Source organism: Micromonospora sp. WMMD1102 (assembly GCF_029626265.1).
GTDB lineage: Bacteria > Actinomycetota > Actinomycetes > Mycobacteriales > Micromonosporaceae > Plantactinospora.
In genome coordinates, this window is record NZ_JARUBN010000001.1 from 2710394 (window position 1) to 2737065 (window position 26672).

The window sequence follows — 26672 nt, forward strand, 5'->3', positions numbered from 1 at the left end:
CAGGGGGAGGGCCATTCCATGACCGAGCACGCCGTCGGACCCGCCGCGACCGTCGGGTCGCCGGACCCGAACGCCACGGACGTACCCGGAGCGGCTCCGCACGGAGCGAACGCGCCCGGCCCGGACTCGGGTGGCACGGACTCGGGTGGCACGGACTCGCCCGGCACGGACTCGGCTGGCACGAGTGCGACGGGGGCGGGCGGGACCGGCGGCGGTGGGCGGGTCGCCCTCGCCCCGGTCGCGTGGCGTCCGCTCGGCGTCGTCGCCGGCCTGGTCGCCGCCGTGCTGCTGGCCACCAACGGCGGTTACGGCTACCACCGCGACGAGCTGTACTTCCTGATGCTCCAACCCGACTGGGGCTACCGGGACCAGCCGCCGCTGACCCCGGCGATCGCCCGGCTGGCCGACACTCTCTCCGGCGGCTCGCTCTGGGGGCTGCGGGTGCCGGCCACCCTCGGGGTACTGGCCGCGCTGCTGCTGGCGGCCCTGCTCGCCCGGGAACTCGGCGGCGGCGCGCTCGCGCAGACCCTGGCCGCGGCCGGTCTGGGCACCGGCGGGGCCACGCTGATCTTCGGACACGTACTGCTGACCGCCGGTTTCGACATGGTGGTCTGGCTCGGCATCGTCCTCTGTGTCAGCCGGGCGCTGCTGCGGCACCAGCCGCGCTGGTGGCTGCTGGCCGGGGCGGTGCTCGGGATCGGCCTCTACAACAAACTGCTCGTGGTGCTGCTGCTGGTCGGGCTCGGCGCCGGGTTGCTGGCTGTCGGCCCGCGCCGGGTACTGCTCGACCGCTGGCTCTGGGCGGGCGTCGGGCTGGCCCTGCTGGTCGGTGCACCGAACCTCGTCTACCAGCTCAGCCACGAACTGCCGCAGGCGGATATGGCGGCGGCGATTGCCGAGGACAAGGGCGCCGAATCGCGGAGCACCTTCGTGCCGTTCCAGTTCCTGCTGATCGGCCCCCCGCTGGCGGCTGTCTGGCTGGCCGGGCTGGTCGGACTGCTGCGCCGCCCACCGTGGCGACCGGTACGCGCAGTCGCCGTGGCCTACCTGGTGGTCTGCGTACTGGTGCTGGTGTCGGGCGGCCAGCCGTACTACCCGTACGGGCTGCTCGGCGCGCTCTTCGCCGCCGGGTGTGTGGTGCTGGCCGACTGGCTGGGCCGGGGACGGCAGCGGACCCGCAAGCTCGTGGTCGGTACGGCGTACCTGCTCAACGCGGTGTCGAGCGCGGTGATCGCGCTGCCGCTGCTGCCGGTGGGGGCGCTCGGTGCCACCCCGGTGCCTGGGATCAACATCACCGCCGCCGACTCGGTCGGCTGGCCCCGCTACGTCGACCAGGTGGTCCGGGCGTACGACGCCCTGCCGCCCGCCGACCGGGCCGTGGCGGTCGTGTTGACCGCCAACTACGGCGAGGCGGGTGCGCTCACCCGGCTCGGCGCCGACCGGCTCCCCGCCATCTACAGTGGACACAACGAGCTCGGCTACTACGGCCCGCCACCGGAGTCGGCGACCGTGCTGGTCGGAGTCGGGGTGGGCGAGGAGGGTGAACTCCGGCGGTACTTCGGCACCTGCCGGCTCGCCGGACGGCTGGACAACGGGGTCGGGGTCGACAACGAGGAACAGGGCGTGCCGATCGTGGTCTGCCGTGACCGCCGGCTGACCTGGGCCGAGCTGTGGCCGAAGGTCCGGCACTTCGACTGAACGTCCGCCCGGCGCCGAATCCGCCCGGACCGGCAGCGCGGAGCTTGCCGGCGGGTCGGACCGGTTCGGGCCGGCAGCGCGGGTTTGCCGACCGGCCTCCGATCCCGGTGCACCGACTCCCCGGTTGTGGGGCCGTTCCCGGTCGGGACGGGACAATGCCGGTGAGTTCGTTCTGGTTTGATACGGCGGTAGCGGTGCGCAGGACGACCGTACCGCCGCCCGCTGCCGGCGCTCGTCGCGACAACTTCCCGTTCGTACGCAACCGACGACCGGCAAACCGCGTCTTGTCAGATGTCGTCCAGATCTGCGTGAGGGGTGCCGGTGCGAAGGCGATTACTGCTGCGTTCGGGTGTGCTCGTGTTGCTCGTCGGTGCGGCCACCGCGTGCACGGCGTCCGAGCCGGAGGCCGAGACTCCCGGCCTCGCGGCCCGGGGCACCACCCTGACCACCGCCAAGCCGGCTCGGCAGAACCTCGACAATCGGGTCAGCCTCTCCGGCAAGGTCACCATCAATCCCGTCTTCGGAGTGGTCGCCCCGGTCACCGGCCAGATCCGTTATCGCGACGTCGAGCAGCCGAGGAGCACGCCGACCAAGCCGACCCGGGTGGCGAGCATCTGGGCCAAGGGCAGGTCGCACCGGGTCGACGTCCCGGCCGGAGCCGTCTTCGCCGGTCGACTCCTGGACGACCGGTCCAACGTCGCGGTGGGGATGCCGGTGGTGTCGGCGAAACGAATCGGCTACGGACTGGTCGCGGAGATCGACGGCGCTCAGGCGTACCAGATCTCCGACTCGGTGGCCACCGTGCAGGCCCAGATCAAGAACGGGCCCGGTCCGTTCGCCTGCAAGGTTCTCGGCACCATCGCCGCGCTGCCGGCCGGCACGATCCCGGACCCGCCGGCCCCGGAGCCGTCGACCGACCCGTCCGCCGGCCCGGGGGCACCACCTGCCCCACCGCGACCGGACCCGGGGCGGCCGGTCGAACCGTCCGAGCCGACCGGCATGCGACTGGTCTGCGCGGCGCCGTCGAACGTCAAACTGATCAACGGTGCCGTCGCCACCCTGGAGGTGGTGACCGCCCGGGCGAAGAACGCGCTGGTGCTCCCGGTCGAGGCCGTCGCCGGCGGGCAGGGCAGCGGCAAGGTGGACGTGGTCGGCCCGGACGGCACCCGGGAGACCCGGGACGTGGTGCTCGGGCTCAGCGACGGCAAGGTCGTGCAGATCAAGTCAGGACTGACCGGGGACGAGACGGTCGCCGTCCCCGGCCCCAACCTGCCGCCGGCCAAGCCGGCACAGCCCGGCGGCCCCGCCGACCCGATGGGCGGGAAATGACGGCGCTGCTGGAACTGGACGGCATCACCAAGACGCTGAAGGGCCAGCGCGCGCCACGGACGATCCTCGACGGCGTCGACCTGACCGTCGACGGTGGAGAGAGTGTGGCGATCGTCGGTCGGTCCGGCTCGGGCAAGAGCACCCTGCTCAGCCTGATCGGCCTCTTCGACCGGCCGGACGGCGGTCGCTATCTGCTCGGCGGCCGGGACATCAGCCGGCTGCCCGAGCGCCGGGCGGCGGCCCTGCGCAGCGCCGAGTTCGGCTTCGTGTTCCAGCGGTTCTTCCTGCTGGGGCATCTCACGGCCGCGCAGAACGTGGCGATGGCGCTGGTCAACGGGCAGGGCTGGCTGCCGCGCCGCAAGCGCCGGGCCCGCACCATGGCCGCCCTCGACCAGGTCGGCATCGCGCACCTGGCGAAGCACCGTCCGGCCCGGCTCTCCGGCGGTGAACAGCAGCGGGTGGCCGTCGCCCGCGCCCTGGTCCGGGAACCCCGCCTGCTGCTCGCCGACGAGCCGACCGGCGCGCTGGACACCGAGACCGGCAACCTGGTGATCGAGGTGATGCGCTCGGCCACCGACCGGGGCTGTGGGCTGATCCTGGTCACCCACGACTGGGACCATGCCAACAAGATGAGCCGGGTGCTGCGGCTCAGCGACGGATTGCTGCGGCCCGCCGCCACGACCGATCCGGACGAGGCGTGGACGCCGGAGGCCGCCCCGACCGGCTCCTCCGCACCGGTGCCGGCCGGGGCTGCCGGGCCGGTGGACGTGCCGGCCGGGAGCGGGTCGGTCAGTGCGCCGTACGCCGGCCAGGAAGGGAAGGTCCGGTGATCCGGCTCTCCGGCAGGTTCCGGTCCGCGACGATCATCGGCCTGCAGGGCATCCGGGCCCGGAAGATGCGTACCTTCCTGTCGATGGTGAGCCTCTTCCTCGGCGTACTGGCCGTGGTGGTGGTGCAGGCCGGCGCCGAGACCCTCGAACGGGCCCAGTTGGAGAACCTCGCGCTACAGGTGGGCAAGGACGGCACCCGCCAGGCGTACCTGCCGGGAACCGCGCAGAGCGTCCAGACCAGCATCGACACCCTGGCCAACCGGCCGGACGCGGTCGCGATCGCCACCCGGCAGGCGATCGTCGGCGAGCCGGGAGTCGCCCCGGTCAACCCCGGCGGAGCACCGTTCGACCAGCCTGGCGGCTACGGCGGTCCCGGCGGCCCGATGTACTGCGACCAGTACGGCTGCCGGCCCACGTCACCCGGCGGCGACACGGCCGCCCCGGTTTCCGGCCAGGCGATCGAGCTGATCCTGAACACGTTGACCGGCGACATCCGCCAGTTCAAGCCGTTCCGGCCGGTCTCCGGGCGGTGGCTGGACTTCGCCTCGGCGCCGTCCCTGGCACCCGGGCTGGTGCTCAACGAGGAGGCGGCGAAGGGCTTCAGCCGGCACCAGGTACCGGCCGAGATGCGCATCGACGGCGCGACCGCCAACCCGACGCCCCGGATCATCGGCGTGGTCGACGACGGCAACCCGCAGCCGGTCGCCTACGCCCGCGCCGACGAACTGGCCACCTGGCTGCCACCGGCCACCGGCACCGGCGAGTTCGGTCCGGGACTCCAGGTGATGATGGCTCCGGGCAGCGGCGAGCTGGAACGGCTGCTGGTGCTCCGGCTCACCGCGACCGGGGTACCGGCCGACCAGATCCACTTCGAGACGATCCAGGCCCGCAAGGAGATCGCCCGCGACCTCGCGCTGATCCGCTGGATCTTCCTCGGCATGGCGAGCCTGGTGCTGCTGATCGGGGTGGCGGGCATCCTCAACGTCGGGCTGGCGACCGTGGGGGAGCGGGTCGAGGAGTTCGCGCTGCGCCGGGCGGTCGGCACCTCGCGACTGCTGCTGGCCGGCATCGTCCTGGCCGAGACCCTGCTCACCGGTCTGCTCACCGCCGCGGCCGCCATCGGGGCGTCCGCGCTGGCCCTGAGCGCGGCCGGCACACTCCTCGCCGGCCGGGCGCCGTTCCTGGCGGACATGGTGTTCCCGTGGCAGGCGGGTGTCGCGGGCGTCGTCGCCGGCCTGGTGGCCGGGCTGCTCGGCGGACTCATCCCGGCCGTCCGGGCCGCCCGCATCCCGATCGCCACCGTCATGCGGGCCTGACCGGAGACCCTTCGTCCGACCCTGCCGGGCGGCTACGAAGCGATCGGACGCTGTCGGGCCGCCCACGGCGACGCTCGGGCGCGGAACACCGTGCCATCGCGCCTGGCCGGGACGCTGGAAGATCCACTCCCGGTCGGCGGAGATCTTTGCCCGGCTGGTCGCATGTCTCCGGGTGAGCGGGGAACGCATCCGCGCCGGAATCGGGCCCGGCCGGAAGGTCGGTCGGGGGGACTCGTCAGCGAGGGCGGTGGCTATGGGCGCGAAGAGGCGACCGGTGGACCAGGACCCGGAGGGTCAGGTCGGCGCGGTCGACGGGGGCGGCGACCGGGTGGTACCGGACGGGTCGGACCGTGGTCCGCAGTCGGTCCAGCCGTGGGGCACCACCGGCGGCACCGAGGATCGGGACGCGCCGTGGGGCGCGGCCGGGGACTCGCCGCTGGACGAGGGAAGCGAGGAGGCTGGCCTGCCGCCCGCGCGGCGCGGCGAGCGCCGGGCCGACGCCGAGCCGCCCGGGCCGTGGGCGCAGGGCAGCGGCAAGCACGGGTTCGGGTCGGTCGAACCGACCCGGACCCTGGAGGCGGGGCCGGGGGCACCGCCCGATCCGGGGTCGGGACGCCGGTACTTCCCCGACGACACCGCGCTCGACGACCTTCGCAACAACCCGTTGCAGGAGGAGACCGGCATGCACTCCGAGGGAGTCAGCCGGCACGAGTAGTGTCGGTGCCGGCTCCGGTCATGGTGACCACGATGTTGCCGTACTTGCCGCGGTCGAGATGCTGGTGCGCCTCGGTGATCCGCTCCAGGGGATAGCGGGCGGCGATGACCGGCCGGAGCGTGCCGGCCTGCGCCAACTCCCGGGTGAACAACAGGTCCCGGGTCTTCTCCGCCGCCTTCCGCAGCCCGGTGAACGCCACTATCGCCCTGCGCCGGCCGAACGCCGTCGTCCAGGGCATCTGGACCAGCAGGCCCGGTGACGGGACCGGACTGAGATAGCGGCCGGTCGGGGTGAGCACCCGGCGGGACCGCCCGAACGAACTCGTGCCGGCCACGTCGAAGACGACGTCGTAGCGCCGGCCGGAACGGGTGAAGTCCACAGTGGTGTAGTCGAGCACCTCCTCGGCGCCGAGTTCGCGTACCAGTTCGAGGTGGGCGGTGCTGCACACTCCGGTGACCCGGGCACCGAAGTGCCGGCCGAGTTGCACCGCGGCGCTTCCGACGGCTCCGGAGGCGCCGTTGACCAGGAGCGACTCGCCCGGACGCAGCCGGGCCCGGTCGCGCAGGAACGCCAGCGCGGTCGCGTCGGCCAGGGCGACCGCCTCGGCGAAGTCGAGGTTCGCCGGCTTGGGGGCGAGCGCGCCGTCCTGGTGGATCCGGACGTACTCGGCGTGCGCGCCGAAGTCCGGCCCGGTGACCCCGACGACCTCGTCGCCGACCCGGACCCGGGTCACGGCGGAGCCGACCGCCTCGACCACTCCGGCGAAGTCGGAGCCCAGCACCGTCCACTTCGGCCGGCGCAGCCCGAAGAAGAGCCGCGAGTAGCCCGGTGAACCGCACCGGGCGGTGGCGTCGGTGACGTCCAAGGTCGCGGCGTGCACCCGGACCACGATCTCCTGGCCGCCGGGGACCGGCGTCGGAACCTCCTCGATCCGGACGACGTCGGGTGGACCGTAGCTTCGGTAGACGGCTGCTCTCACGACTGCTCACCTCCGGGGGCGGGATAGTGGAACACTTCGTCGATCGGTACGGCGAAGACGTGGGCGATCTGGAACGCCATCTCCAGGGACGGCGAGTAGCGGCCCTGCTCGATCGCGATGATGGTCTGGCGGGTCACCCCGATCCGCTCGGCGAGCTGGGCCTGCGTCATCTCGCCGGCCGCGAACCTGAGGGCGCGGATCGAGTTCGTCACCCGGGTCGGCTTGACCACGACTACATTCCCCTGCGATAGGCGCGGAGCTTGACCACGGAACCGAGCACCGAGGCGGCGACGAATCCGAGATAGAGCACGTTCGCGATCCAGAAGTACGCGGCCTCGAAGAGCGCCAGGCCGAGCGCGGCGAGCGCGGCGGTCATCAGCATTCGCTGCCCGATCCGGTCACCGAGCCAGTGGATCTCCCTGTCCCGCACGTCGCCGGAGTGGCTGTCGCTGGGGCGGGCGATCTCGACCGCGATCCGGGCCACGATCGACGCGACGATCGAGACGCCGATGGCGAGCAGCAGCGCCGGCACGTAGCTCACCGCGGCGGCGGGTGTGCCGGCCAGCCGACCGAGGACGACCGCGAGATAGCCGAGGTAGACGGTGACGCCGACCACCAGGGCGACCCAGGTGCCCTTCTCTTCGTACGACATGTCGCCGCCTTCGAGGAGTAAAGAATTTTTGACATCTCGAAGAGTAAAGAAGCCCAGACATCATGTCAAGTTTTCTAGACATGGGCGAGGTCTGTGGGATGGCCTGCGGCGGCGCCGCCGGTGGTTCGGGAACGCCGGTCCGGTGACGCCGACGTGTCAGCGCGGCAGCGGCTGGTTGGTGTAGAGCGTGATGCCGTACCCGGTGCCGTGCCGGATCCAGCCCACCGCGTCGTAGAAGTCGGTGGTACCGGCGACCTGCGGGACGGTCAGCAGCCATGCCGGCCGCTCGCCGGTCAGCGCGGCCAACAGCCGTCGACCGAGTCCCGACCGTCGGGCAGCCGGACGTACCGCCAGTTCGGCCACCTCCAGCCAGCCGGGGAGCGTCTCGGCCGCCGGTCCGAGCAGGCGGCGCACCTGCCCGTAGGCGCGGTCGGTGGGGAACGGGGCCGGCGTGGTCAACCCGAGCGCGAATCCACGAACCGCCCCACCGTAACCCCCGGATCCGGTGGCCCCGCCGGCTTCGGCCATCCCACCGACTGCGGCCATCCCACCGACTTCCGAGGCTCCACCGACTTCGGCGGTCCCGTCGGCTTCGGCCAGTACGGCGACGAAGCCGGGCATCCGGGCCCAGCCGGACAGCAGTTCACCGAACCGGGCGGCCCGCTCGGGCGGATCGTTCCACGGCGGCGCACAGAACACCGCCGCGTACGTCTCGACCAGCCGGTCGCGCAGCGCCAGCGCGTCCGTCCCGGTCAATCGGCGCAGCACGGGTACACCGGACCGCTCGTGGGTCACGCGGTCGGGCGGTGGGCTCGGACCGGCGCGTCGACCGTCTCGCGGCTGCCGTCCGTCTCGCGACCGTCGACCGCCTCGCGGCTGGCGTCCGCGCCGGGCCGGCGTCCGGCGGTCCAGAACAGCTCCGCCGCCCTGTGCCGGCGCTCCCGGTCCGAGGCTTCCACGACTCGGTAGCCTACCCGCCGGAGCCGACGGGCCGGGGTCTGCTGCTCCGGCTGCGGTGGTGCCACCGGCGATCGGTGCCACCGCCGATCAGTGCGGCGGGCGCCGGTCCCGGTCGACCCGGGCCAGCTGGACCGGTGTCCGGGGCAGTCGGGCGTAGACGTCACCGGAGCGGCCCAGCGGGCGGAACCGTTCGAGTAGTCGTACCAGGTCGGGGGCGTCCAGCCAACGTGGGCTGGCGAACCGCATGGTCTCGATCGGCGAGTAGTTGTAGCGGTATCCGCCGGCCGTCGTGCCGAGGCGGTCCACGATGTCGAGTGCGGTGAGTGCGGCGTCGTGTGCCGACGGAAGGTACTCGAACGACAGCGCGGCCACCGGCTGGCTGAGCCCGGCCAGGACATCCACCTCGAAGCCCTCGACATCGATCTTGCAGAACGCCGGCGTGCCGTGCAGCGCGATGAGGTCGTTGAGGGTGGCCACCTCCACCTCGACCGCACGATCCCACCTCACCTGCGCGAAGCTGCGATCCTGTGCCACCGAGCGGATCCACTCGGCCGACATGCTGGACACCGTCGGGGTGGCGGTGGAGAGCGCCATCGTGGCCCGCCCAGCTCGGGCGCCGAGCGCCGCCGGCACGACCGTGACGTTCCGGTCCCGCCGGAACGCCCAGCGCAGCACGCGCAGGCAGTCCGGTTGCGGTTCGACGGCGACGACCCGGGCGCCGAGCCGGCGCCAGATGCGTACCCGGCCGCCCACGTGCGCGCCGATGTCGAATCCGATGTCTCCCGGGTGCAGGAACTGTCCGTAGAGCCGTGCGGCCCGGCGCTGGGTGGCCGGTCGGCAGTGGTAGAGCAACAGGGACCGGAAGATACCTCTGGTCCGGGTGAACATCTTTTCAACGTAACAGCGCCAATTGTTCCCCACCCGTCGAACGACGACGGCGGCAAGCGAGCGGGTGGAACCGGGCCGGTCGGCACCCGGCACCGGTCGGGCCGGCCGTAACCGGGTCAGGTCCAGTTGAGGCGCTGGCGCAGCAACGACTGCTCGGCGGGATTGCCGGCCAGCGCCAGCGCACGCCCGTCGGCGGCGTGCGCCTCGTCCGGCCGTCCCAGGTCGCGCAGCAGTTCGGCCCGGGTGGCGTGCAGCAGGTGGTAGCCGTCCAGTTCCCCCGCAAGGGCGTCGACCTCGGCGAGCGCGGCGGCGGCGCCGCCGACGTAGCGGTTGGCGACGGCCCGGTGCAGGCGGATCACCGGTGACGGGGCCAGCCGCAGCAGCATGTCGTAGAGGACGAGGATCTGCGGCCAGTCGGTCTCCGCCCAGCAGGCGGCCTCGGCGTGACAGCCGACGATCGCGGCCTGCAACTGGTAGGGCCCGGGCCGGCGCCGGGCGGCGGCGCCGGCGAGCAGCCGGGTCGCGTCCGCGATCGCCGCCCGGTCCCAGCGGCTCCGGTCCTGGTCGGGTAGCCGGACGATGCCGCCGTGCGCGTCGAACCGGGCGGCGGTCCGGGCCCGGTGCAGTCGGACCAGCGCGAGCAGCCCGGCCACCTCCGGCTCGCCGGGCATCAGCGCGTGCAGGGTGGCGACGAGGAACTCGGCGTCGTCGGCCAGGTCGCGGTCCGGCGCCGGACCGGCGGTGCTCGGCAGGTACGCCTCGTTGAACAGCAGGTAGATCACGGCAAGTACCTCGGCGAGCCGGCCGCCGAGTTCGTCGTCGGCGGGAATCCGGTACGGAATCCTGGCATCGGCGATCTTGCGTTTCGCCCGGGTGATCCGCTGGCCGACCGTGCTCTCCGGCACGAGGAAGGCCCGGGCGATCTGTGCGGTGGTCAGCCCGCAGACCACCCGCAGGGTCAGCGCGACCTGTGCGGTACGGGGCAGGGCCGGATGGCAGCAGGTGAAGATCAGCCGGAGCCGGTCGCCGGGGTCCGGCCGCGTCGGCCAGACGATCAGCGCGAGTTTGTCCCGGTGCCGGGCGTCCCGACGCAGTACGTCGAGGCCCCTGCGCCGGGCGACGGTGTAGAGCCAGGCGTCCGGCCGGTCCGGGATCCCCTCGGCCGGCCAGTGCCGCAGCGCCGCCTCGACCGCGTCCTGGACCAGGTCCTCGGCCGTGCTGAAGTCGCCGGTCAGGTGCACCAGCGACGCGGCGAGCTGGCCTGCGTGGGCGCGTACCACCCGGGCCAGCTCGCCGTGGGTAACCGTCATGCCGCGATCGGCCTGATCTCCACCACCGGACAGGCCGGCCAGCTCCGGACCATGCCCACCGCCTCGTCCAGATCCGCGACCTCGATCTCGACGTAGCCGCTGATGATCTCCTTGCCCTCCACGAACGGGCCGTCGGAGACCAGCGGTTCGCCGCCCTCCAGCCGTACGGTGGTCGCGGTGTCCGCCGGCATCAGGTGAGTGTGGTGGAGGATCTTGTCGCTGTGGTCCTCGAACCACTGCTGGACCCGCCCGAACGCGCGCGCCCGTTCGGCCTCGTCCATCCCGGCCAGCTCAGCCGCGAACTGCTCGGTGTCGACGAACATCAGCACGTACTTCACTTTCCGTCCCCTTCCATGTCGTAGGGCAGTGGCCCGCCTCCGGGGCGGTGGCCCGTCACCTGGTAGACGATCGGCACGGGTCCGGATCCGACATCCGACCCGGATTCTCTTCGACCGCGCTTCCGACCGGGGTTCCGGTAGAGGGATTCCGGCAACCGGTGGCACCGCCAGCCGGGCTTACCTGTTGGGGTGGTGATCGTGGGTTCGATAGGGTGGGATCGGGTGTGCCGGGAAGTCTGGTCGGCGCTGCATTCGTCGACCCCACCGGAGGCTCCCTGATGGCAACTCCCGGCAGCCGCACGCCGAGCCTGTTCTCCCGGGGCAGCTGGCCCGAGGCCCGCCGGATCGCGGACATCCTGCGTGCCGAGACCGTCGGTGGGGTGCTGCTGCTGATCGCTGCGGTGATCGCCCTGGTCTGGGCGAATTCGCCGTGGTCGGAGGCATACCGGTCGCTCGGCGATCTCACGATCGGGCCGGCCGCGCTGCACCTCGAACTGTCGCTGGGCAGCTGGGCGGCCGACGGCCTGCTGGCGATCTTCTTCTTCGTCGCCGGGTTGGAACTCAAGCGCGAGTTCGTCGCCGGGGACCTTCGGCAACCCCGCCGGGCGATGCTGCCGGTCGCGGCCGCCGTCGGCGGGATGGTGGTACCAGCCCTGATCTACACGGCGGTCAACCTGAACGCCGGGAACGGGGCGCTGGCCGGGTGGGCGATCCCGACCGCCACCGACATCGCCTTCGCGCTGGCCGTACTCGGGGTGATCAACACGCACCTGCCGGCGGCGATGCGCACCTTCCTGCTCACCCTGGCGGTGGTCGACGACCTGCTGGCCATCGTGATCATCGCCATCTTCTACACCAGCGCACTGCACCTCGGCTGGCTGCTCCTGGCGCTGCTGCCGCTGGCCCTGTTCGGCCTGCTGGTCCAGCGTCGGGTCCGGTCCTGGTGGCTGCTGCTGCCGCTGGCCGCGGTGACCTGGACGCTGGTGCACGCCTCCGGGGTGCACGCCACCGTCGCCGGGGTCGCGCTCGCGTTCACCGTGCCGGTGCTGCGCCGGAAGCCGGGACCCGGCCCGGGTCTGGCCGAGCACTTCGAACACCGGTTCCGGCCGATCTCCGCCGGGGTCGCGGTGCCGATCTTCGCGTTCTTCGCCGCCGGGGTGTCGGTGGTCGGCGCGGGCGGCCTCGGCGCCTCGCTGCGCGACTCGGTCGCCATCGGGGTGGTGATCGGGCTGGTCGTGGGCAAGGTCGTCGGGGTCTTCGGCGCGACCTGGCTGGTGCAGCGGTTCACCCGGGCCCGACTCGCCGAAGGGCTCGGCTGGTGGGACGTGTTCGGCCTCGCCCTGCTGGCCGGCATCGGGTTCACCGTCTCCCTGCTGATCGGCGAGCTGGCGTTCGGCGCCGGCAGCGACCGCGACGACCACACCAAGATCGGCGTACTGCTCGGCTCGCTGGTCGCGGCGCTGCTGGCCGCGGTCGTACTGCGCGCCCGCAACCGGCACTACCAGCGGATCTGCCTGTTGGAGGAGCGCGACTCCGACGCCGACGGAGTGCCGGACGTCTACGAGCAGGACGAGGAGGACCAGCGGGCCCGGTGACGCCGGGATGTCCCGACTAGCCCAGCAGGCCCGCCGACAGCGCGGCGGCCAGCCGGTCGAGCCAGGGCGCCGGGTCGGTCCCGGCCGGCGGATGCCCGCTGGGCAGGGCCGACCAGTCGACCGTCCAGCCCCGGACCGCCGACGGTCGCAGCAGATCCGGGTCGGGGATCCGGTGCAGCAGCGTACGGAGCAGCCGGGGCGACAGCCGTACGCCGGGCAGTTCGGCGAGGAGTACGGCGTCGTAGAGGTCCTTTCCGGCCGACAGTCCCTCGACGGCCTGGTCGACGCAGAGCCACTGGAGTTTCCAGCCGAGTGAGAGTTCCGGCGTCGCCGCCCACACCACCGTCGGCGGGCCGGCACCGTCCCGCCGGGGCACCGCGAGCAGTCGGGGCGGCTCGGGCAGCCGCTCGTCGTACGCGAAATCGAGCCGGACCGTGCCGGCCAGCGCGTCGCCGGCCCGCCACGGCACGACGAGCCGGCTTCCGCCGCCGCCCGACCCGTCGACGTCCCGATATCCGGAGTCGTACGAGTAGCCCCAGGTGTGCTCCTCGACGATCCCGTCCGGCTCGACCCGCACGTCGGCACCGGCCGAGGGGTGCCGGCGCAGCAACTCGGCGACGTCCTCGTGCGGGCGGGGCAGCGCGGCGGTCTCGGCGGCCTCGACCCAGTGCAGCCCCTCCGGAGGCAGCCGCGCCGGCAGCCCGCCGGTGTCGAAGTCCTCGAACATCCAGGGCTCGTCCCGAGGCACCCCGTGCACCGCCTCCGGCCAGAGCCGGACCGGGTCGAGACAGTCGACATAGGGGTGCGGATGCAGGTCGTCGAGGGGGACCGGAACGCGCGGCCGGACCACCCAGTCGAGGTCGCCCGGCTCCCGTGCCCGGTCACCGACCCAGGACCGCATCGTCATGCTGCCCCGCAGCACCAGGGCGTCGCCGCAGGGTGCCGTGCCGACCAGCGCGAGCACGTGGTCGAGTACGGCACGCCGGGCCGCGAATTCGTCGGTCAGCCCGACTCCGGCCCCCGCTGGGCTGTTCACGGCGGGCAGGCTACCGGCCCGGTACGACGGGCGGTGCCCCGGCTTGGGACGCTCAGGTGTTGCGGGCGTCGAGCGGCACGGGCGTCGAGCGGCAGGCGTGTGGCCGAGAATTGCGGCAGGAACGCGCGGCGGGTGGACCGGAACCCGTCAGGCCAGACGGGCGCCCGGCCGGTCGGCCAGAGCGCGGAGTCGGTCGTCGAGGGCGTCGAGATCCGGCACGAACCAGATCTGGTCGGCCCGGTTCGACTCGTCCACCAGGGCGCGCAGCGCCGAACTCGTCGCCAGATGTCCGGAGATGTCGCCGACCACCACCAGCCGCAGCCGGTAGTTGACGAACTTCTGCATCACCTCGCCGGCGAAACGGGTACCGAGGGAGAAGAAGCTCGGGTCCAACCGGCTCGCCGGCACCGCGACCACCGCGGCGCCGAGGAATGCGGCGCCGATCAGGTCCAGCGCGTCGCGTTCGGTGGTGATCGGCGGCCCGGCCGGGTCGCAGACCAGCACCGGCATCCCGGCCCGGTCCTGGATCTCGTCAGGCACCCCGCACCTCCCCGTCGAGCAGGCCGTTGTCGCCGTGCAGCACGGCGTCGAGCAGGCGCAGCAGTTCGGCGGTGGACTCCGCGTCACCGAGTATCACGATCTTCATGCGGCCTCGTTCCTCGTCGTGCACGGTCTGCACCCGCAGCGGACGCGCGGGGTCGTGGTTGGTGTTGGCCCCGGCCAGCAGGAAGGTGCCGAGCCGGTCGGCCGCCGCCCGGCCGACGCCGTCGATCTGCACGATGCTCGACACCTCGACGACGGCCGGTCCGCCGCGCGGGGCCGGGTCCGGGCCGCCGGTCAGGGCGTCGAGATCGGCTCTGGCGATCCGGTACTGCTTGCCGATCCGGACCGCCCGGAGCCGGCCGGAGCGGATGTATCCGCGCACGGTCCGGACGTGCAGGCCGAGCCGGTCGGCCACCTGCTCGACCGAGTACATTTCATTACTCATCAGCAGCTAACCTAACACTAAAAGGTAGTGATAGGGAATTTTGCGGACTGCCTGCGGCAGGTGCGGAGTGAGTCGTCCGGGGAAATCACGTTTGTCGGAACTGCCGCGTGGGCAGTGCGGTGCCGAGGAGCCGACCACCACCGGGAGTGCCAATGCGCCGTTCGCGTCCAACCGCCCTGTCCGCCACCGCAGTGGCGCTCGCCCTGATGGTCGGCTGCTCCGCCGACGGCGGCGCCGGGCCCTCTCCCACCGGCACCTCGTCGTCCGCCCCGTCCACGGCCGAGCCGAACTCGCCACCCGGCTCGCCCTCCGCGTCCGGCTCGCCGTCGCCCGGGGCGTCGGACGTGATCCCCTCGTCGGCGCTGCTGCGACCGGAGGATCTCGGCGGGGCGAAGCTCGAACCGTTGCCGGCAGGCGACAACGCCCACCTGCGACCGGCGCGGCCGTGCGGTACACCGTATCCGGGCGACGCGACCCGGGTCGCGGCCGTCGCCATGCGGGCGTACGTCAGCCCGGCCGCGAACGAGACCCCACGGGTGGTCCTGCAGTACGTGGGGCTGCACCCGGGGCACGCGGATTCGGCCTTCGCCGAGATCGTGGCCGCGGTACGGCGCTGTCCGGGCAGCCTGGATCCGGGCAAGCACCGCTGGGAAGCCGCCGGGACCGGTCCGGCCGGGGACGAGTCGTTGCTGCTCCGGGTCTCCGCCCGGTTCGACTACGGTGGCGACGAAGCGGTGACCACCACTCCGGCCGTGGTCGCCCGGGTCGGTGACCACGTCACGGTGGTGGCCGATCTGGGCTGGGAGAACGCCAGCGGTGACGAGTCCTTCGTCCGGAACCTGACGGCAAAGGCCGTGGAACGCCTGCGCTCGGCGGCGTAACCACGCCCTCGGGCGGTCAGCTCGGGTCGGGCGGTCAGCTCGGGTCGGGCGGGTCTGCCGCCGAGGTCGTGGCCGGCAGGTCGAAGGCGGCGACGACACCGCCGTGCAGGCTGCCCAGCCAGAGGGTGTCGCCGTGGCGGCGTACGCCGGTCACCGTGGCGAAGCCGGGGACGGTCGCCTGGAAGTCGTACCGGACCCGGCCGTCGGTGTCGAGCGCCTGCACCCAGGCGGTGTTCGCCGGCTTCGGTTGCAACGCCTCCGGCAGCGCCCAGACCGCCCGCCGGATCGCCGGGTGCCAGGGCGCGACCCGGTCCAGCAGCGCGTTGCGGGGCGAGCCCATCGCGATCCAGAGCAGCCCGTCGCCGTCCCGGGCGAGGTTGTCGGGAAAGGCCGGCAGGTTGTCGGCCAGCCGGTCCACCTCTCCGGTACGCGGCCCGGACAGCCACACCCGAGTCAGCCGGTACGCCCCGGTCTCGGCCACCACCACGTACGACTCGTCGGCCGCCAGGGCCACTCCGTTGGCGAACTGGAGCCCGGTCAGCACCTCCTCGGTACGCCCGTCCGGATGCCACCGCAGCAGTCGCCCCGTGCCGGAGTGTTCGAGCAGGTCCGCCTTCCAGTGCACCAGCTCGAAACGCTGGGACGAGTCGCTGAACCAGATCGAGCCGTCCTCGGCGACCGCCGCGTTGTTGCACAGCCGCAGTGGCGCCGATCCGACCTGAGTGCCGGTGGCGACCAGGGTGCTCACCCCGGAGGTGGCCGGATCGACCCGGAGAAGTCCGCGCACGGCGTCGCAGACCACCAGCCGGTCGTCGTGGTCCACCTCGATGCCGAGCGGCCGACCCCCGGTCTCGGCGACCGGTCGAAGGACGGCATCGCGATCGGCGTCGCCATCGCCATCGGCGTCGACCCGACCGACCTGCCGACCGGCGTCGGCGGTTGCCGGGAGTCGCACCAGGTGGCCGTTGGTGAGTCCGGTGTAGACCCGCCCGGCGGAGTCGACAGCGATGTCCTCGGGTCCCTGGCCGGGGACCGCGTGCAGGCGTACCGGTGGCATCGGGTTTGCCCCGCGACCGTGGCGGGCTCGGGCCGGTGCCCGCTCCGGTCGCCAGGTGACCGGGTCGATCCTGGGTCTGGCCATGGCCGATGGTATCCAGCGACCTCGCTGTCCGCACCGGTCGGAGCCGGTCCAGCCCCGGGCGGTGCCCAACGAAGAGGGCTTGACGGCCCCGACCGGGCGAGGATATAAACCATGTAGTTATAGAACCGAAAGGTTACGAACATGAGTCCGAGGTTGCTCGACGCGACCTTCGCGGCGTTGGCCGACCCGACCCGGCGGGCGATCCTCGCCCGGCTGGCCGCCGGAGAGGCGAGCGTCGCCGAGTTGGCCGCCCCGTTCGCGATGAGCCAGCCCGCCGTCTCCAAGCATCTCAAGGTGCTGGAACGGGCCGGGCTGATCTCCCGGGGGCGGGACGCGCAACGCCGGCCCTGCCGGTTGGAGGCGCAGCCGCTCAAGGCGGCCGTGGACTGGCTGGAGAACTACCGCGACTACTGGGCGGAGAGCTATCAGCGACTCGACGGCCTGCTCGCCGAACTCCAGGCCGCCGAGACGCACGCCGCCGGGACGCCGGCACACGCCGCCGGGACGACGCCGCAGGCCGCCGAGGCCGCCGGCAACAGCGCCGGATCCGTTGCGGAGCAGGGTTCCGAGAGCGGCCCGGGGCGGGCCCGGTGAGCGGCGGCGGTCGGGAGCTGACCGTGACCACGCCGACCGACCTGGAGATCGTGCTGACCCGGGCCTTCGACGCGCCGGCCGCGTTGCTCTTCGACGCGCTGACCCGCCCCGACCTGCTCCGCCGCTGGTTCGGCGCGCACGGTTGGCAGCTCGTCGACTGCCAGCTGGACCTGCGGGTCGGCGGCGCGTGGCGGTTCGTCTCCCGGGGCCCCGGCGGCGCGGAGATGGCGCACGGCGGGCTCTACCAGTTGATCGAGCCCTCCCGCCGGCTGGTCTACACCGAGCGGTACGACGACCAGTCGTACCCGGGCGACACCCTGATCGCCCACCGGCTCGTCGAACGGGCCGGACTGACCACCCTGACCACCACGATCCGGTACGCCACCCCGGAGGGCCGGGACCGGGTGCTCCGCTATCCGATGCGACGAGGTGTCGCCGAGGGCTACGGCCGGCTCGACGACCTGCTGGCGGAGCTGACCGGAGACCTGCCGACCACCCGACGACACGCAGCCGAACGCCCGCACAGACACGCAGCCGAACGCCCGCGCTGAGAGGAAGTCATCGTGAACTGGACCCTGGAAGTGGTGGTTGTTCCCGTCTCCGACGTGGACCGGGCCAAGAGCTTCTACGCCGACCAACTCGGCTTCCACGTCGACCACGACACCCGGATCGGCGACGGGGTGCGCATCGTCCAGCTCACCCCGCCCGGCTCCGGCTGCTCGGTCGTGATCGGCACCGGCGCCGTACCGGAGATGCCGCCCGGCTCGCTGCGTGGTTTGCAACTGGTCGTCCCCGACCTGGCCGAGGCGCGCGCCCAACTCGTCGAGCGGGGCGTCCAGGTGAGCGAGATCCAGGTGCTCGGCGAGAACCCGAGGCCGGTCGACGACCCGCTGGACAACGTCGGGTTCGTCTTCTTCAGCGATCCGGACGGCAACGGCTGGGCGGTACAGCAGATCTCCTCCCGGGGATAGCCGCCCACGCCGCGTCGGGGCGAGGCGACGGGCTACCGTCCGTCCACGACGGGCAGTCCGGCGGTGGCGGCGTGCAGCTGCGCCTCGGAGAGTTCGTGGTCGGCCAGGTCACCGGCGAGGTATGCGCCGTAGGCGGCGAGGTCCAGGTGCCCGTGTCCGCACAGTGCGGTCAGGATCACCTTTTCCTCGCCGGTCTCCCTGCACCGCAGCGCCTCCTCGATGCAGGCGGCCAGCGCGTGGGTGGGCTCGGGAGCCGGCACGATTCCTTCGGTACGCGCAAACCGCACGCCCGCCTCGAAGCACTCCCGCTGGTTCTTCGCCACCGCCTCGATCAGCCCCAGCTCGTAGACGTGCGAGATCAGCGGTGACATCCCGTGGTAGCGCAGCCCGCCGGCATGGATCGGGTCAGGAATGAAGTCGTGTCCGAGGGTGTGCATCTTCATCAGCGGCGTCATCCCGGCGGTGTCGCCGAAGTCGTACGCGTAGACGCCCCGGGTCAGCGACGGGCAGCTCGCCGGTTCGACGGCCCGGATCGTCACCTCCATCCGGCCGGCCAGCTTCTCCCGGAGGAATGGGAACGCCAGCCCGCCGAAGTTGGAGCCGCCGCCGGTGCACCCGACGATCACGTCCGGGGTCAGCCCGACCTTGCCGAACTGGGTGATCGCCTCCTCGCCGATCACCGTCTGGTGCAGCAGTACGTGGTTGAGCACGCTGCCCAGCGCGTAGTTGGTGTCCGGGCTGCCGGCGGCCACCTCGACCGCCTCGGAGATCGCGATGCCGAGCGAGCCGGGGGAGTCCGGGTGGCTCGCCAGCACCGCCCGGCCGGCCGCGGTCAGCTCGGACGGCGAGGGGTGGATCACGCCACCGAACATCTCGATCATGATCTTCCGGTACGGCTTCTGGTCGTACGAGGCGCGCACCTGCCACACCTCGCAGTCCAGGCCGTACTGCGAGCAGGCGAAGGCGAGCGCGGTGCCCCACTGGCCGGCCCCGGTCTCGGTGGTCAGCCGCCGGACTCCCGCCGCCGCGTTGTAGTACGCCTGCGGCACCGCCGTGTTCGGCTTGTGCGACCCGGCCGGCGACACCCCCTCGTACTTGTAGAAGATCTTGGCCGGTGTGCCGAGCGCCCGTTCCAGCCGGTGCGCCCGATACAGCGGGGACGGTCGCCAGAGCCGGTAGACGTCGAGTACCTCCTCCGGGATGTCCACGTAGCGCTCGGCGGTCACCTCCTGCTCGATCAGGCTCGTCGGGAACAGCGGTGCCAGGTCGTCCGGCCCGACCGGGGCCAGTGTGCCGGGATGCAGCACCGGCGGCGGCGCGGCGGGCAGGTCGGCCACGACGTTGTACCAGCGGCGCGGCATCTCCGACTCGTCCAGCAGAATCTTGCTCGGCTCACCCATGGTCACGAATTGAACCGACCGGACGGCCTGCTGTCCATGGTCGTCGCGCCACCGGCCCGCCGCCGCCCGGCGCCGCGGTCAGTCCTTCGGGTTGCCCTTGGGGGCGGTGTGCCACTCCGGATTGCCGAGCGTGCCGACCCAGCCGCGCACCTTGGCCAGGTCGGTCGGTGCGAAGGCGAGGCTGAGGATCAGCAGCAGTCGCGCCTTCTGCGGCAGCAGGTCCTCCCCGGCGATGATCGGCGCGCTGGTGCTGCCGCCGTAGACCGAGCCGGACCCGGTCCGGGTGGTGCTGACGAAGACGACCCCCTTGGCCGCGGCGGCGGTCCGGGCGCTGCTCTGCGCCGACGAGATGCCGCCGGCACCGGTGCCGGCGGTGACGATGCCCTTGACCCCGGCGTCCGCGAACGCGGTGATCGCCTCACCGCCGGCCTGCTGGTAGCCGTAGACCACCTCGACCCGGGGCAGCGCGGTCGGGGCGATCGTGGACAGGTCGAACGGAGTCAGCCAGCGCTGCTTGGCGTCGCAGTCGGCGACCCGGGCCGGTGCCCGGCCGACCTTGATGTTCGGCCCGTCGACCCAGCCGAGTACGCCCAGCTCGCGGGACTGGAAGGTGTCCATCCGGTAGGAGCTGGTCTTGGTGACGTCCCGGGCGGCGTGGAACTCGTCGCCGAGCATCAACACAGTGCCGTAGCAGTAGGTGGACTGGCTGGCGGCCAGCACGATCGAGTTGTACAGGTTGGCCGGTCCGTCGGCGCCGATCACCTGCGGCCCGTCCGGGGTCACCGCCGCCCACGGCCGCATCGCACCGGTCAGCACCACCGGCTTGCGGCTGCGCACGGTCAGGTCCAACCAGTACGCGAACTCCTCCATCGTGTCGGTGCCGCTGGTCACCACCACCGCGTCGGACTTCTTCAGCGCCGCCTCCACGGCCAGGGTGAGGGCGTGGAACTCGGCGATGGTGTAACCGCCGGAGCCCTTGTTGCCGAACTGCACGGTGGAGACGTCGGCGACCTGGCCGATCTCCGGCTGGAGCCGGGCGACCAGGTCACCGATGGCGATCCGGCCGGACTGGTAGTCGGTGAAGCTGCTCCGGGAGGTGGCGACGCCGGAGATGGTGCCGCCGGTGCCGATCACGGTGACCCTGGGCTTCTTCGCCTTCGCGGCCGCGACCGCCCGGCCGTATTCGACGCTGCGGATCTCGGTCGGCCCGGTGACCCCGGAGACCGTGCCGCTGATCGGGGGCAGCGCCACGGCTGCCGGTTCGGGGGAGCGGTGGAGCACGGAGACGACCGTGGCGGTGAGCGCCGCGGTGAGGACCGGGACGAGTACGGCGGCCAGGCGCCGAGGTGTCGGCCGGAGCCGACCCGGAAGGCTGGACAATGCGACCTCCAAGTTGCGGGGGGACGGGGGTAATGGCATCGTCCGAGCTGCGGTTTTCCGCGGCGTTACAAGATCATTTCTCGTTGTGCGTCACGTTCGGCGCAAACCCGGGGAGCCCTCCACCCGACGCCCAGCCCGGCCGAGGCACTGCCCAGCCCGGCCGGAGGCTGTGACGACGGGCACAATTGCCGCCGGAGCGTGAACCCGGGCGGGCCGGCGGGCTACCCAGGACGGGATGGATGACGTCGACCGCGAGCTGCTGCACCGGGTGGCCGCCGGGGACCAGCGCGCCTTCGAGGAGCTGTACGCCCGGCACGGCCAGCCGCTGCTCGCGTACGCCGAGGGGCTGCTCGGTGACCGTGGGCGGGCCGAGGAGGCGCTCCAGGACACCTTCCTGGCCACCTGGCGGGGAGCCGGCTCGTTCGAGGGGCGGTCGGCGGTGCGTACCTGGCTGTTCAGCATCTGCCGCCGGCAGGCGCTGCGCCGGATGACCGGGCAACGGCCGGCTCCGCTGCCGGTCGAGGCCGCCGCCGAGGTGCCGGCCGGCGAGCCGGGTCCGGAGGCGGTGGCGCTGGCCCGGGCCGACGCCCGGGCGGTGGCCGCCGCCCTGGCCGAGCTGGCTCCGGCGCACCGGGAGGTGCTGGAGCTGGCCTTCGGCGCCGGGCTCGCGCACGCCGAGATCGCCGAGGTGCTCGGCATCCCGGTCGGCACCGTGAAGAGTCGACTGTTCCACGCCCGGGCCGGCCTGGCCCGGGCACTGCCCGCCGACAGTGCGCCGGTCGGGGTTTCCGGACGGGAGGCGGGACGATGACCCATCCGAGTGAGCTGCTGTCGGCGTTCGCCGCCGGAACCCTGCCTGCGGAGCGGGCCGACCCGGTGGCCAGGCACGTCGCCGACTGTCCCGGCTGTGCCGCCGAACTGACCGCCTGGCGACGGGTGGCCGACGCCGTCGGTGACCGGGTCGCGGGGGTCGGCGTACCGTCGCCGGGATTGCTGGCCGCGGTGCTTGCCCGGCTGGCGCCGGCCCGGGGCGCCGCGCCCGGCGTACCCCGGTATGCGGCACCGCTCGGCGGCGCCGCCGGGCGACGGGCGGTGCGGATCCTGGCCGCGCAGCGCCGGCTGGTCGACCGGCGGGTCTGGCCGGTCGCCGCCGTGGTGATGGCGGCCGGCACCGCCGTCGCCGGCTGGGCGCCGCCGGGCAGCTCCGAGCAGGTCCTGGCCATCGTGGTACCCCTGGTCGCGGCGCTCGGAGTGGCCGGGGCCTGCGGCAGCGGCACCGACCCGGCCGGCGAACTCGTCGCGGCGAGCCGCACCGGGGTACGCGCGGTGCTGCTGGCCCGGCTCACCCTGGTGCTCGGCGCGATCTTCGGCGCCGCCTCGGCCGCCTCCCTCGGGCTGGCCTGGTTCGACGCGGGTGCGCCGCCGGGGCTCTTCGCCGCCTGGCTCGGACCGATGGCCCTGCTCTCGGCGGTCAGCTTCGCGCTGTCGGTGCTCTGGCGGCCGGCGGTCGGCATCGGGGTCGCGATGGGCCTCTGGGTACTCCGCCTGCTGGCCGGCTCCAACGCGCTGGACGGCACGGTGGACCGGCTGGTCGAACCGCTCTGGCGGACCAGCGGGCCGCTGCTGCTGTGCGCGGCGCTGCTGATGGCCGGCACACTGGTACTCCTACCGCACCTGCCGGCCAGCCTCGGACGCCGCGCCTACGGCCGCTGACCGGCCCTGGAGTTCGGCACCCGCGCCTACGGACGCTGACCGGCCCTCAAGTTCGGCACCCGGGCCAACCGGGGCGGGCCGGTGTGGCCCGGGTCACCGGGCGGGCCGGTGAACCCCGGCAGCCCGCCGACGCACCCAGTTGCGTGATGGCACAAGGTTCCTGGCACATTCCGCTGCGGCGGCACGGAAGCACGCAGCTCTGGCGGCACGAGGCCCGGCGGGCCGGCTGGGCGGCCGGCGTCGCGCCTCCGGCCGGCCTGGTGGTGGCGGTCGCCATGGCGCTGCTCTCCGGCAACGGCGGAGCCGGCCGACGGCAGATCGGCGACCTGCTGCTCACCGGCCTGGAGGCGCTGCTGCCGCTGGCGGTGGCGATGACCGCGGTGACCCTGGTGGCCCGGGACGACGCCCGCGAACTGCAACTCGCGCTGCCCACCCGGTACGCCCGCACCCTCGGCCGCCGACTCGGCATCCTTGGGCTGGCCGCCGTGCTCGCCGCGCTGGCCTACTCGGCAGGACTCGGCCTCACCGGCTGGTGGACCGGCCCCGACCCGCTCGCCTCGGCACTGGTCTGGGCACCGCCGACGCTCTGGCTGGCCGCCCTCGCGGTACTGCTGGCCCTCGCCGGCCGCAGCGTCGTACTGGCCAGCAGCGCCGTCGCCGGGCTCTGGATCGGCGAGCAGATCTTCGCGGCTCCGCTGGTCGGACACGACCTGACCCGCCCGTTGTTCCTGTTCACCACCAGCCGGGTCGGCACCGGGGAGGGCTGGCTGACGAACCGGCTGGTGTTGACGCTTACCGGGCTGCTGCTCGCCGCGACGGTCGCACTGCTGCTGCGCCGCCCCCATCTGCTGTTGTCCGAAGAGGAGGAGTGAGCGGCATGTCGGAACTGCTCGCGGTCGGCCGGTACGAGTTCCGGATGCAGGCCCGCAAACGGTCGCTGTGGCTGGCGACACTGGTCCTGGCGGCGGTCATCGCGCTCTTCCAGGGGCCGCGCGGGCCGCGCTACCTGCCGGCGGACGCGTCCGCGCCGGAGGTGATGACCGGCTGGGCGCTGCTGTTCGGCATCCTGGTGCCGCTCGGCTTCGGCATGGTGCTTGCGGACCGGCTGATCCGGGACCGCCGGCTCGGCACCGCCCCGCTGCTGGAGAGCCTGCCGGTCCGGCCGGGTCTGCTGCTGGCCGGGAAGTACCTCGGCGGGCTCGTCGCCACCGCGCTGCCGGTCCTGCTGGTGATGCTCGTCGCCGGCGGCTACGAGAGCGTGCACCGGGGCGACCCGCTGATGCTCGGCTGGGCGGTGCCGGTGTTCGCCGTCGTCATGCTCCCCGGACTGGCCTTCGTCGCCGGGTTCGCCGTGACCTGCCCGCTGGCCGTCTCCGCGCCGCTGTTCCGGGTGCTCTTCGTCGGGTACTGGTTCTGGGGCAACATGCTCGCCCCGGACTTCCTGCCGTCGCTGACCGGCACCCTGCTCACCCCGATCGGCGACTACCCGGCGAGCTGGCTGGCGGGCGAGCTGGCGCTCTTCGCCGGGGTACCCGGCTGGCTCTCCTTCCTGCGTCCCGCACCGGGCGCCGGCAGTGCGCTGCTCAGCATCGTCCTGCTCGTGCTGCTCGGCCTGCTGCCGCTGCTGGTCACGCACGTCGTGCTGTCCCGCCGCCGGCACGCCCCCTGATCCGCCTCCCCTTTCCGAAAGGCTCTTCCCGCATGGACATCCAGACCACCGGTCTGACCCGCCGGTTCGGCAGGGTCACCGCGCTGCACTCGGTCGACCTGGCCATCCCCGGCGGCATGTACGGGCTGCTCGGCGCGAACGGCGCCGGCAAGACCACGTTGATGCGGATCCTCGCCGGAGTACTGCCGCCCAGCGGTGGGCAGGTGCGGGTCGGCGGGCACGACCTGGCAACCGGGGCCGGTCGGCTGGCCGTGCAGCGCAGGCTCGGTTACCTGCCGCAGGATCTCGGGCTCTATCCCGACCTGTCGCCCCGGGAGTTCCTGGACTACGTCGGGTTGCTCAAGGGACTCGACGACACGAAGGCGCGTCGCCGGCAGGTGGACGAACTGCTGGAACTGGTGGCGTTGACCGAGGTGGCCGGCCGGCGGATGAAAGGCTTCTCCGGTGGCATGCGCCGGCGGGTCGGCATCGCGCAGGCGCTGCTCGGCGACCCGGCCCTGATCGTGGTCGACGAGCCGACCGCCGGGCTGGACCCGGAGGAGCGGGTACGCTTCCGGACCCTGCTCTCCGGGCTGGCCGGGCACCGGACGGTGCTGCTGAGTACCCACATCGTGGAGGACGTGGCGCAGACCTGCCAGCAGGCGGCGGTGATGGCGGGCGGCCGGGTTGTCTACACCGGGCTGGTCACCGACCTGGTCCGGGTCGGCGAGGGCGCGACCTGGGAGGTGGTGTCCGGTGTCGGGGCGCCGCCGCCGACCGGCGTGGTGGTCTCGGCGGTCAGCCGGTCGGACGGCACCCACTACCGGGTGGTCAGCCCGACACCGCCGACCCCGGACGCGCGGCCGGCCGCACCATCCCTTGAGGACGGATACGTGGCCCTGATGCAGCGCGCCGCCAGGTAACCGGCCTCGGCGGTCGGCGGCTGCCGGTGATCCGAGGTGCGGAGCGGCCCGCTACCGGTCGGTCAGCACCGCGACCCGGAACCGTCGACCCGGGTTCGGTCCCGGAGTCGCCCGGATCCGGAGTTCGTGGTCCGGGGTGGGCAGTGCCAGCCGGAGCCGGCGTACCAGCATCGCCATGGTGGCGACGGCGAGCACCTCGGTCATCCCGGCGCCGAGGCAGGTGTGGCTGCCGACGGAGAACGGGGCGTAGACGCCGGCCCGCCGGCTGGCCGCGAAGTCCCGGTCGACGTCGAAGCGCTGCGGCTCGGGATAGTACTCGGCCAACCGGTGCGGCACCGTTGTCGCGACCAGCAGTCGGCTGCCCTCCTCGACCCGGTGCCCCTGGAACCCGAACGTCGTCCGGGCGGTCCGGGCCGAGGCCGGCGCCGGCGGATACACCCGCAGCGTCTCCAGCACCAGATCCCGCAGTGTGCCGAGGTTGCGCAGGTCGTCGAAGCGGAGCCGGCCGTCGCGGCGGTAGACGGCGTCGACCTCGGCGGTGACCCGGGCCAGCAGTTCGGGGTGACGCAGCAGCGCGTAGAGCATGAAGCTGTAGAGGTAGGCCACCGTGTTGATGCCGGCGAAGTAACCCTGGAGAGCCATCCCGGCCCGAATCTCGGCCGGATACGGGTTGCCGTGTTCGTCCACGGCCCGCAGCGCCTGGTCGAGCAGGTCCGCCGGGCCGCCGGCCGGTCGGGCGGCCCGCTCCGCCAGCGACGTACGGGCGAAGGCCAGGATCTCCGCCCGGGCCTTCCGGTACGCCGGCCAGCGGAGCACCGCCGGTGGCCACTTCCCGGCGAGGGTGACGTCGAGCATCAGTTCGAAGGCGTACCGGAGGGTGTCGAACCGCTCGACCGAACTAGCACCGGTGAGCGTGACGGAGAGCTGGGCCGCCGCCAGCCGCTGGAACTGGTCGACCACGGCGAGGCTGGGCCGGTCCGCCAGTCCGCCAGCATCCGCTCGGTCTCGGCGGTGACCGTCTCCCAGCGGGCCGCGAGCAGGTCGCGCGAGATCCCGGTGGCCAGCAACTTCCGCAGGTGCCGGTGCGGTCGGCCGCGCAGCACGTGCACCCGCATGTCGAACTCCCGGTCAAGCCCGCCCATCGTCGTTGCACTGGAGAACAGCTCGTCGCCCCGGTCGCGCAGCAGGTGGTTGGCCTCGGCGCCGGCCAGCACGGTGAACGACTGGTGCAGGGCCCGGATCCGGAAGATCCCGCCGTGCCGCTGGTACGCCCGGACGAGAAAGCCCTGGACGTCTCCCACCATGCTCAGGGCGTTGCCGAGCATCGGCATCCCGGGAACGATCGGTGGCGGCGCAAGCCGCTCGACGGTCACCAGACCGCTACCGG

At 72.9% G+C, this 26672-nt stretch carries 30 protein-coding genes and 1 pseudogene; 15 read left to right on the forward strand and 16 right to left on the reverse strand.

What is annotated here, in order from left to right; genetic code table 11:
* The first annotated feature begins 18 nt into the window (after window positions 1-18).
* The 5 genes from O7626_RS11920 to O7626_RS11940 all read left to right on the forward strand — a co-directional run bounded on the left by O7626_RS11920 (window position 19) and on the right by O7626_RS11940 (window position 5888).
* Window positions 19-1698 (forward strand): glycosyltransferase family 39 protein, encoded by a 1680-nt coding sequence (locus tag O7626_RS11920; protein ID WP_278061226.1) that lies wholly within the window; start codon window positions 19-21, stop codon window positions 1696-1698.
* 321 nt (window positions 1699-2019) lie between these two features.
* Entirely contained in the window at window positions 2020-3027 is a 1008-nt protein-coding gene (locus O7626_RS11925) for an efflux RND transporter periplasmic adaptor subunit (protein ID WP_278061227.1), read from the forward strand.
* Window positions 3024-3857, forward strand: coding sequence for an ABC transporter ATP-binding protein (locus O7626_RS11930; RefSeq protein WP_278061228.1), 834 nt, complete (start codon window positions 3024-3026; stop codon window positions 3855-3857). The genes O7626_RS11925 and O7626_RS11930 overlap by 4 nt, the downstream gene beginning before the upstream one ends.
* On the forward strand, window positions 3854-5173 hold the full coding sequence (locus tag O7626_RS11935) for an ABC transporter permease (protein WP_278061229.1): 1320 nt from the start codon (window positions 3854-3856) through the stop codon (window positions 5171-5173). Before O7626_RS11930 ends, O7626_RS11935 begins: the two co-directional genes overlap by 4 nt.
* A 274-nt stretch (window positions 5174-5447) precedes the next feature.
* A complete protein-coding gene (locus O7626_RS11940) occupies window positions 5448-5888 on the forward strand; it encodes a hypothetical protein (RefSeq protein WP_278061230.1) in 441 nt (146 codons plus the stop codon).
* Here O7626_RS11940 and O7626_RS11945 read toward each other — a convergent pair.
* The 8 genes from O7626_RS11945 to O7626_RS11980 all read right to left on the reverse strand — a co-directional run bounded on the left by O7626_RS11945 (window position 5872) and on the right by O7626_RS11980 (window position 11015).
* Window positions 5872-6867 (reverse strand): NAD(P)-dependent alcohol dehydrogenase, encoded by a 996-nt coding sequence (locus O7626_RS11945; RefSeq protein ID WP_278061231.1) that lies wholly within the window; start codon window positions 6865-6867, stop codon window positions 5872-5874. The two genes, O7626_RS11940 and O7626_RS11945, sit on opposite strands and share 17 nt — an antisense overlap.
* On the reverse strand, window positions 6864-7097 hold the full coding sequence (locus O7626_RS11950) for a helix-turn-helix transcriptional regulator (RefSeq protein ID WP_347404777.1): 234 nt from the start codon (window positions 7095-7097) through the stop codon (window positions 6864-6866). Before O7626_RS11950 ends, O7626_RS11945 begins: the two co-directional genes overlap by 4 nt.
* A 2-nt stretch (window positions 7098-7099) precedes the next feature.
* Window positions 7100-7519 (reverse strand): hypothetical protein, encoded by a 420-nt coding sequence (locus O7626_RS11955; protein WP_278061232.1) that lies wholly within the window; start codon window positions 7517-7519, stop codon window positions 7100-7102.
* A 156-nt stretch (window positions 7520-7675) separates the two neighbouring features.
* Entirely contained in the window at window positions 7676-8314 is a 639-nt protein-coding gene (locus tag O7626_RS11960; RefSeq protein ID WP_278061233.1) for a GNAT family N-acetyltransferase, read from the reverse strand.
* On the reverse strand, window positions 8311-8478 hold the full coding sequence (locus O7626_RS11965) for a hypothetical protein (RefSeq protein ID WP_278061234.1): 168 nt from the start codon (window positions 8476-8478) through the stop codon (window positions 8311-8313). The genes O7626_RS11960 and O7626_RS11965 overlap by 4 nt, the downstream gene beginning before the upstream one ends.
* A gap of 88 nt (window positions 8479-8566) precedes the next feature.
* A complete protein-coding gene (locus O7626_RS11970; protein WP_278061235.1) occupies window positions 8567-9367 on the reverse strand; it encodes an FkbM family methyltransferase in 801 nt (266 codons plus the stop codon).
* Window positions 9368-9483: 116 nt separating this feature from the next.
* Window positions 9484-10677 carry a DUF6596 domain-containing protein gene (locus O7626_RS11975; RefSeq protein ID WP_278061236.1) on the reverse strand — a complete coding sequence of 398 codons (1194 nt, stop codon included), beginning with the start codon at window positions 10675-10677 and terminating at the stop codon, window positions 9484-9486.
* Window positions 10674-11015 carry a YciI family protein gene (locus O7626_RS11980; RefSeq protein WP_278061237.1) on the reverse strand — a complete coding sequence of 114 codons (342 nt, stop codon included), beginning with the start codon at window positions 11013-11015 and terminating at the stop codon, window positions 10674-10676. Before O7626_RS11980 ends, O7626_RS11975 begins: the two co-directional genes overlap by 4 nt.
* 278 nt (window positions 11016-11293) lie before the next feature.
* Here O7626_RS11980 and nhaA point away from each other — a divergent pair, with 278 nt between their 5' ends.
* Window positions 11294-12610, forward strand: coding sequence for a Na+/H+ antiporter NhaA (nhaA, locus tag O7626_RS11985; protein ID WP_278061238.1), 1317 nt, complete (start codon window positions 11294-11296; stop codon window positions 12608-12610).
* Window positions 12611-12626: 16 nt separating this feature from the next.
* On the opposite strand, the gene O7626_RS11990 is transcribed toward nhaA, so the two are convergent.
* The 3 genes from O7626_RS11990 to O7626_RS12000 form a co-directional block, all read right to left on the reverse strand.
* Complete coding sequence (locus O7626_RS11990) at window positions 12627-13646, reverse strand: nucleotidyl transferase AbiEii/AbiGii toxin family protein (RefSeq protein WP_278061239.1); 1020 nt, start codon at window positions 13644-13646, stop codon at window positions 12627-12629.
* Window positions 13647-13793: 147 nt separating this feature from the next.
* Window positions 13794-14186, reverse strand: a complete 393-nt coding sequence (locus O7626_RS11995) for a DUF4180 domain-containing protein (RefSeq protein WP_278061240.1) — start codon at window positions 14184-14186, stop codon at window positions 13794-13796.
* Window positions 14179-14634, reverse strand: coding sequence for a helix-turn-helix domain-containing protein (locus O7626_RS12000; RefSeq protein WP_278061241.1), 456 nt, complete (start codon window positions 14632-14634; stop codon window positions 14179-14181). The genes O7626_RS11995 and O7626_RS12000 overlap by 8 nt, the downstream gene beginning before the upstream one ends.
* 152 nt (window positions 14635-14786) lie before the next feature.
* Between O7626_RS12000 and O7626_RS12005 the strand changes: the two genes are divergently transcribed.
* Window positions 14787-15515, forward strand: a complete 729-nt coding sequence (locus O7626_RS12005) for a hypothetical protein (RefSeq protein WP_278061242.1) — start codon at window positions 14787-14789, stop codon at window positions 15513-15515.
* A gap of 34 nt (window positions 15516-15549) precedes the next feature.
* Here the strand turns inward: O7626_RS12005 and O7626_RS12010 are convergent, their stop codons facing one another.
* Window positions 15550-16656, reverse strand: coding sequence for an SMP-30/gluconolactonase/LRE family protein (locus tag O7626_RS12010; protein WP_278061243.1), 1107 nt, complete (start codon window positions 16654-16656; stop codon window positions 15550-15552).
* A gap of 141 nt (window positions 16657-16797) precedes the next feature.
* Between O7626_RS12010 and O7626_RS12015 the strand changes: the two are divergent.
* The 3 genes and pseudogenes from O7626_RS12015 to O7626_RS12025 all read left to right on the forward strand — a co-directional run.
* Window positions 16798-17118 (forward strand): annotated as a pseudogene (locus tag O7626_RS12015) (metalloregulator ArsR/SmtB family transcription factor); the annotation flags it as partial.
* Window positions 17119-17246: 128 nt separating this feature from the next.
* Window positions 17247-17801 carry an SRPBCC family protein gene (locus O7626_RS12020; RefSeq protein WP_278061245.1) on the forward strand — a complete coding sequence of 185 codons (555 nt, stop codon included), beginning with the start codon at window positions 17247-17249 and terminating at the stop codon, window positions 17799-17801.
* A gap of 12 nt (window positions 17802-17813) precedes the next feature.
* Complete coding sequence (locus tag O7626_RS12025) at window positions 17814-18221, forward strand: VOC family protein (RefSeq protein WP_278061246.1); 408 nt, start codon at window positions 17814-17816, stop codon at window positions 18219-18221.
* A gap of 32 nt (window positions 18222-18253) precedes the next feature.
* On the opposite strand, the gene O7626_RS12030 is transcribed toward O7626_RS12025, so the two are convergent.
* Entirely contained in the window at window positions 18254-19621 is a 1368-nt protein-coding gene (locus tag O7626_RS12030) for a TrpB-like pyridoxal phosphate-dependent enzyme (protein ID WP_278061247.1), read from the reverse strand.
* A gap of 78 nt (window positions 19622-19699) precedes the next feature.
* Window positions 19700-21001, reverse strand: coding sequence for an asparaginase (locus O7626_RS12035; RefSeq protein ID WP_278061248.1), 1302 nt, complete (start codon window positions 20999-21001; stop codon window positions 19700-19702).
* Window positions 21002-21236: 235 nt separating this feature from the next.
* Between O7626_RS12035 and O7626_RS12040 the strand changes: the two genes are divergently transcribed.
* The 5 genes from O7626_RS12040 to O7626_RS12060 all read left to right on the forward strand — a co-directional run bounded on the left by O7626_RS12040 (window position 21237) and on the right by O7626_RS12060 (window position 25285).
* Window positions 21237-21812: a sigma-70 family RNA polymerase sigma factor gene (locus tag O7626_RS12040; protein ID WP_278061249.1), complete on the forward strand. Its 576-nt coding sequence runs from the start codon at window positions 21237-21239 to the stop codon at window positions 21810-21812.
* Window positions 21809-22714 carry a zf-HC2 domain-containing protein gene (locus O7626_RS12045; RefSeq protein ID WP_278061250.1) on the forward strand — a complete coding sequence of 302 codons (906 nt, stop codon included), beginning with the start codon at window positions 21809-21811 and terminating at the stop codon, window positions 22712-22714. Before O7626_RS12040 ends, O7626_RS12045 begins: the two co-directional genes overlap by 4 nt.
* Before the next feature lie 146 nt (window positions 22715-22860).
* Window positions 22861-23586 (forward strand): hypothetical protein, encoded by a 726-nt coding sequence (locus O7626_RS12050; RefSeq protein ID WP_278061251.1) that lies wholly within the window; start codon window positions 22861-22863, stop codon window positions 23584-23586.
* Window positions 23587-23591: 5 nt separating this feature from the next.
* Complete coding sequence (locus tag O7626_RS12055; RefSeq protein WP_278061252.1) at window positions 23592-24383, forward strand: hypothetical protein; 792 nt, start codon at window positions 23592-23594, stop codon at window positions 24381-24383.
* Between the two features lie 32 nt (window positions 24384-24415).
* Window positions 24416-25285 carry an ABC transporter ATP-binding protein gene (locus O7626_RS12060; protein ID WP_278061253.1) on the forward strand — a complete coding sequence of 290 codons (870 nt, stop codon included), beginning with the start codon at window positions 24416-24418 and terminating at the stop codon, window positions 25283-25285.
* Between the two features lie 51 nt (window positions 25286-25336).
* Here the strand turns inward: O7626_RS12060 and O7626_RS12065 are convergent, their stop codons facing one another.
* Both O7626_RS12065 and O7626_RS12070 read right to left on the reverse strand, forming a co-directional pair.
* Window positions 25337-26245 carry a cytochrome P450 gene (locus O7626_RS12065; protein WP_278061254.1) on the reverse strand — a complete coding sequence of 303 codons (909 nt, stop codon included), beginning with the start codon at window positions 26243-26245 and terminating at the stop codon, window positions 25337-25339.
* On the reverse strand, window positions 26140-26616 hold the full coding sequence (locus O7626_RS12070; protein WP_278061255.1) for a hypothetical protein: 477 nt from the start codon (window positions 26614-26616) through the stop codon (window positions 26140-26142). The genes O7626_RS12065 and O7626_RS12070 overlap by 106 nt, the downstream gene beginning before the upstream one ends.
* Window positions 26617-26672: the final 56 nt, after the last annotated feature.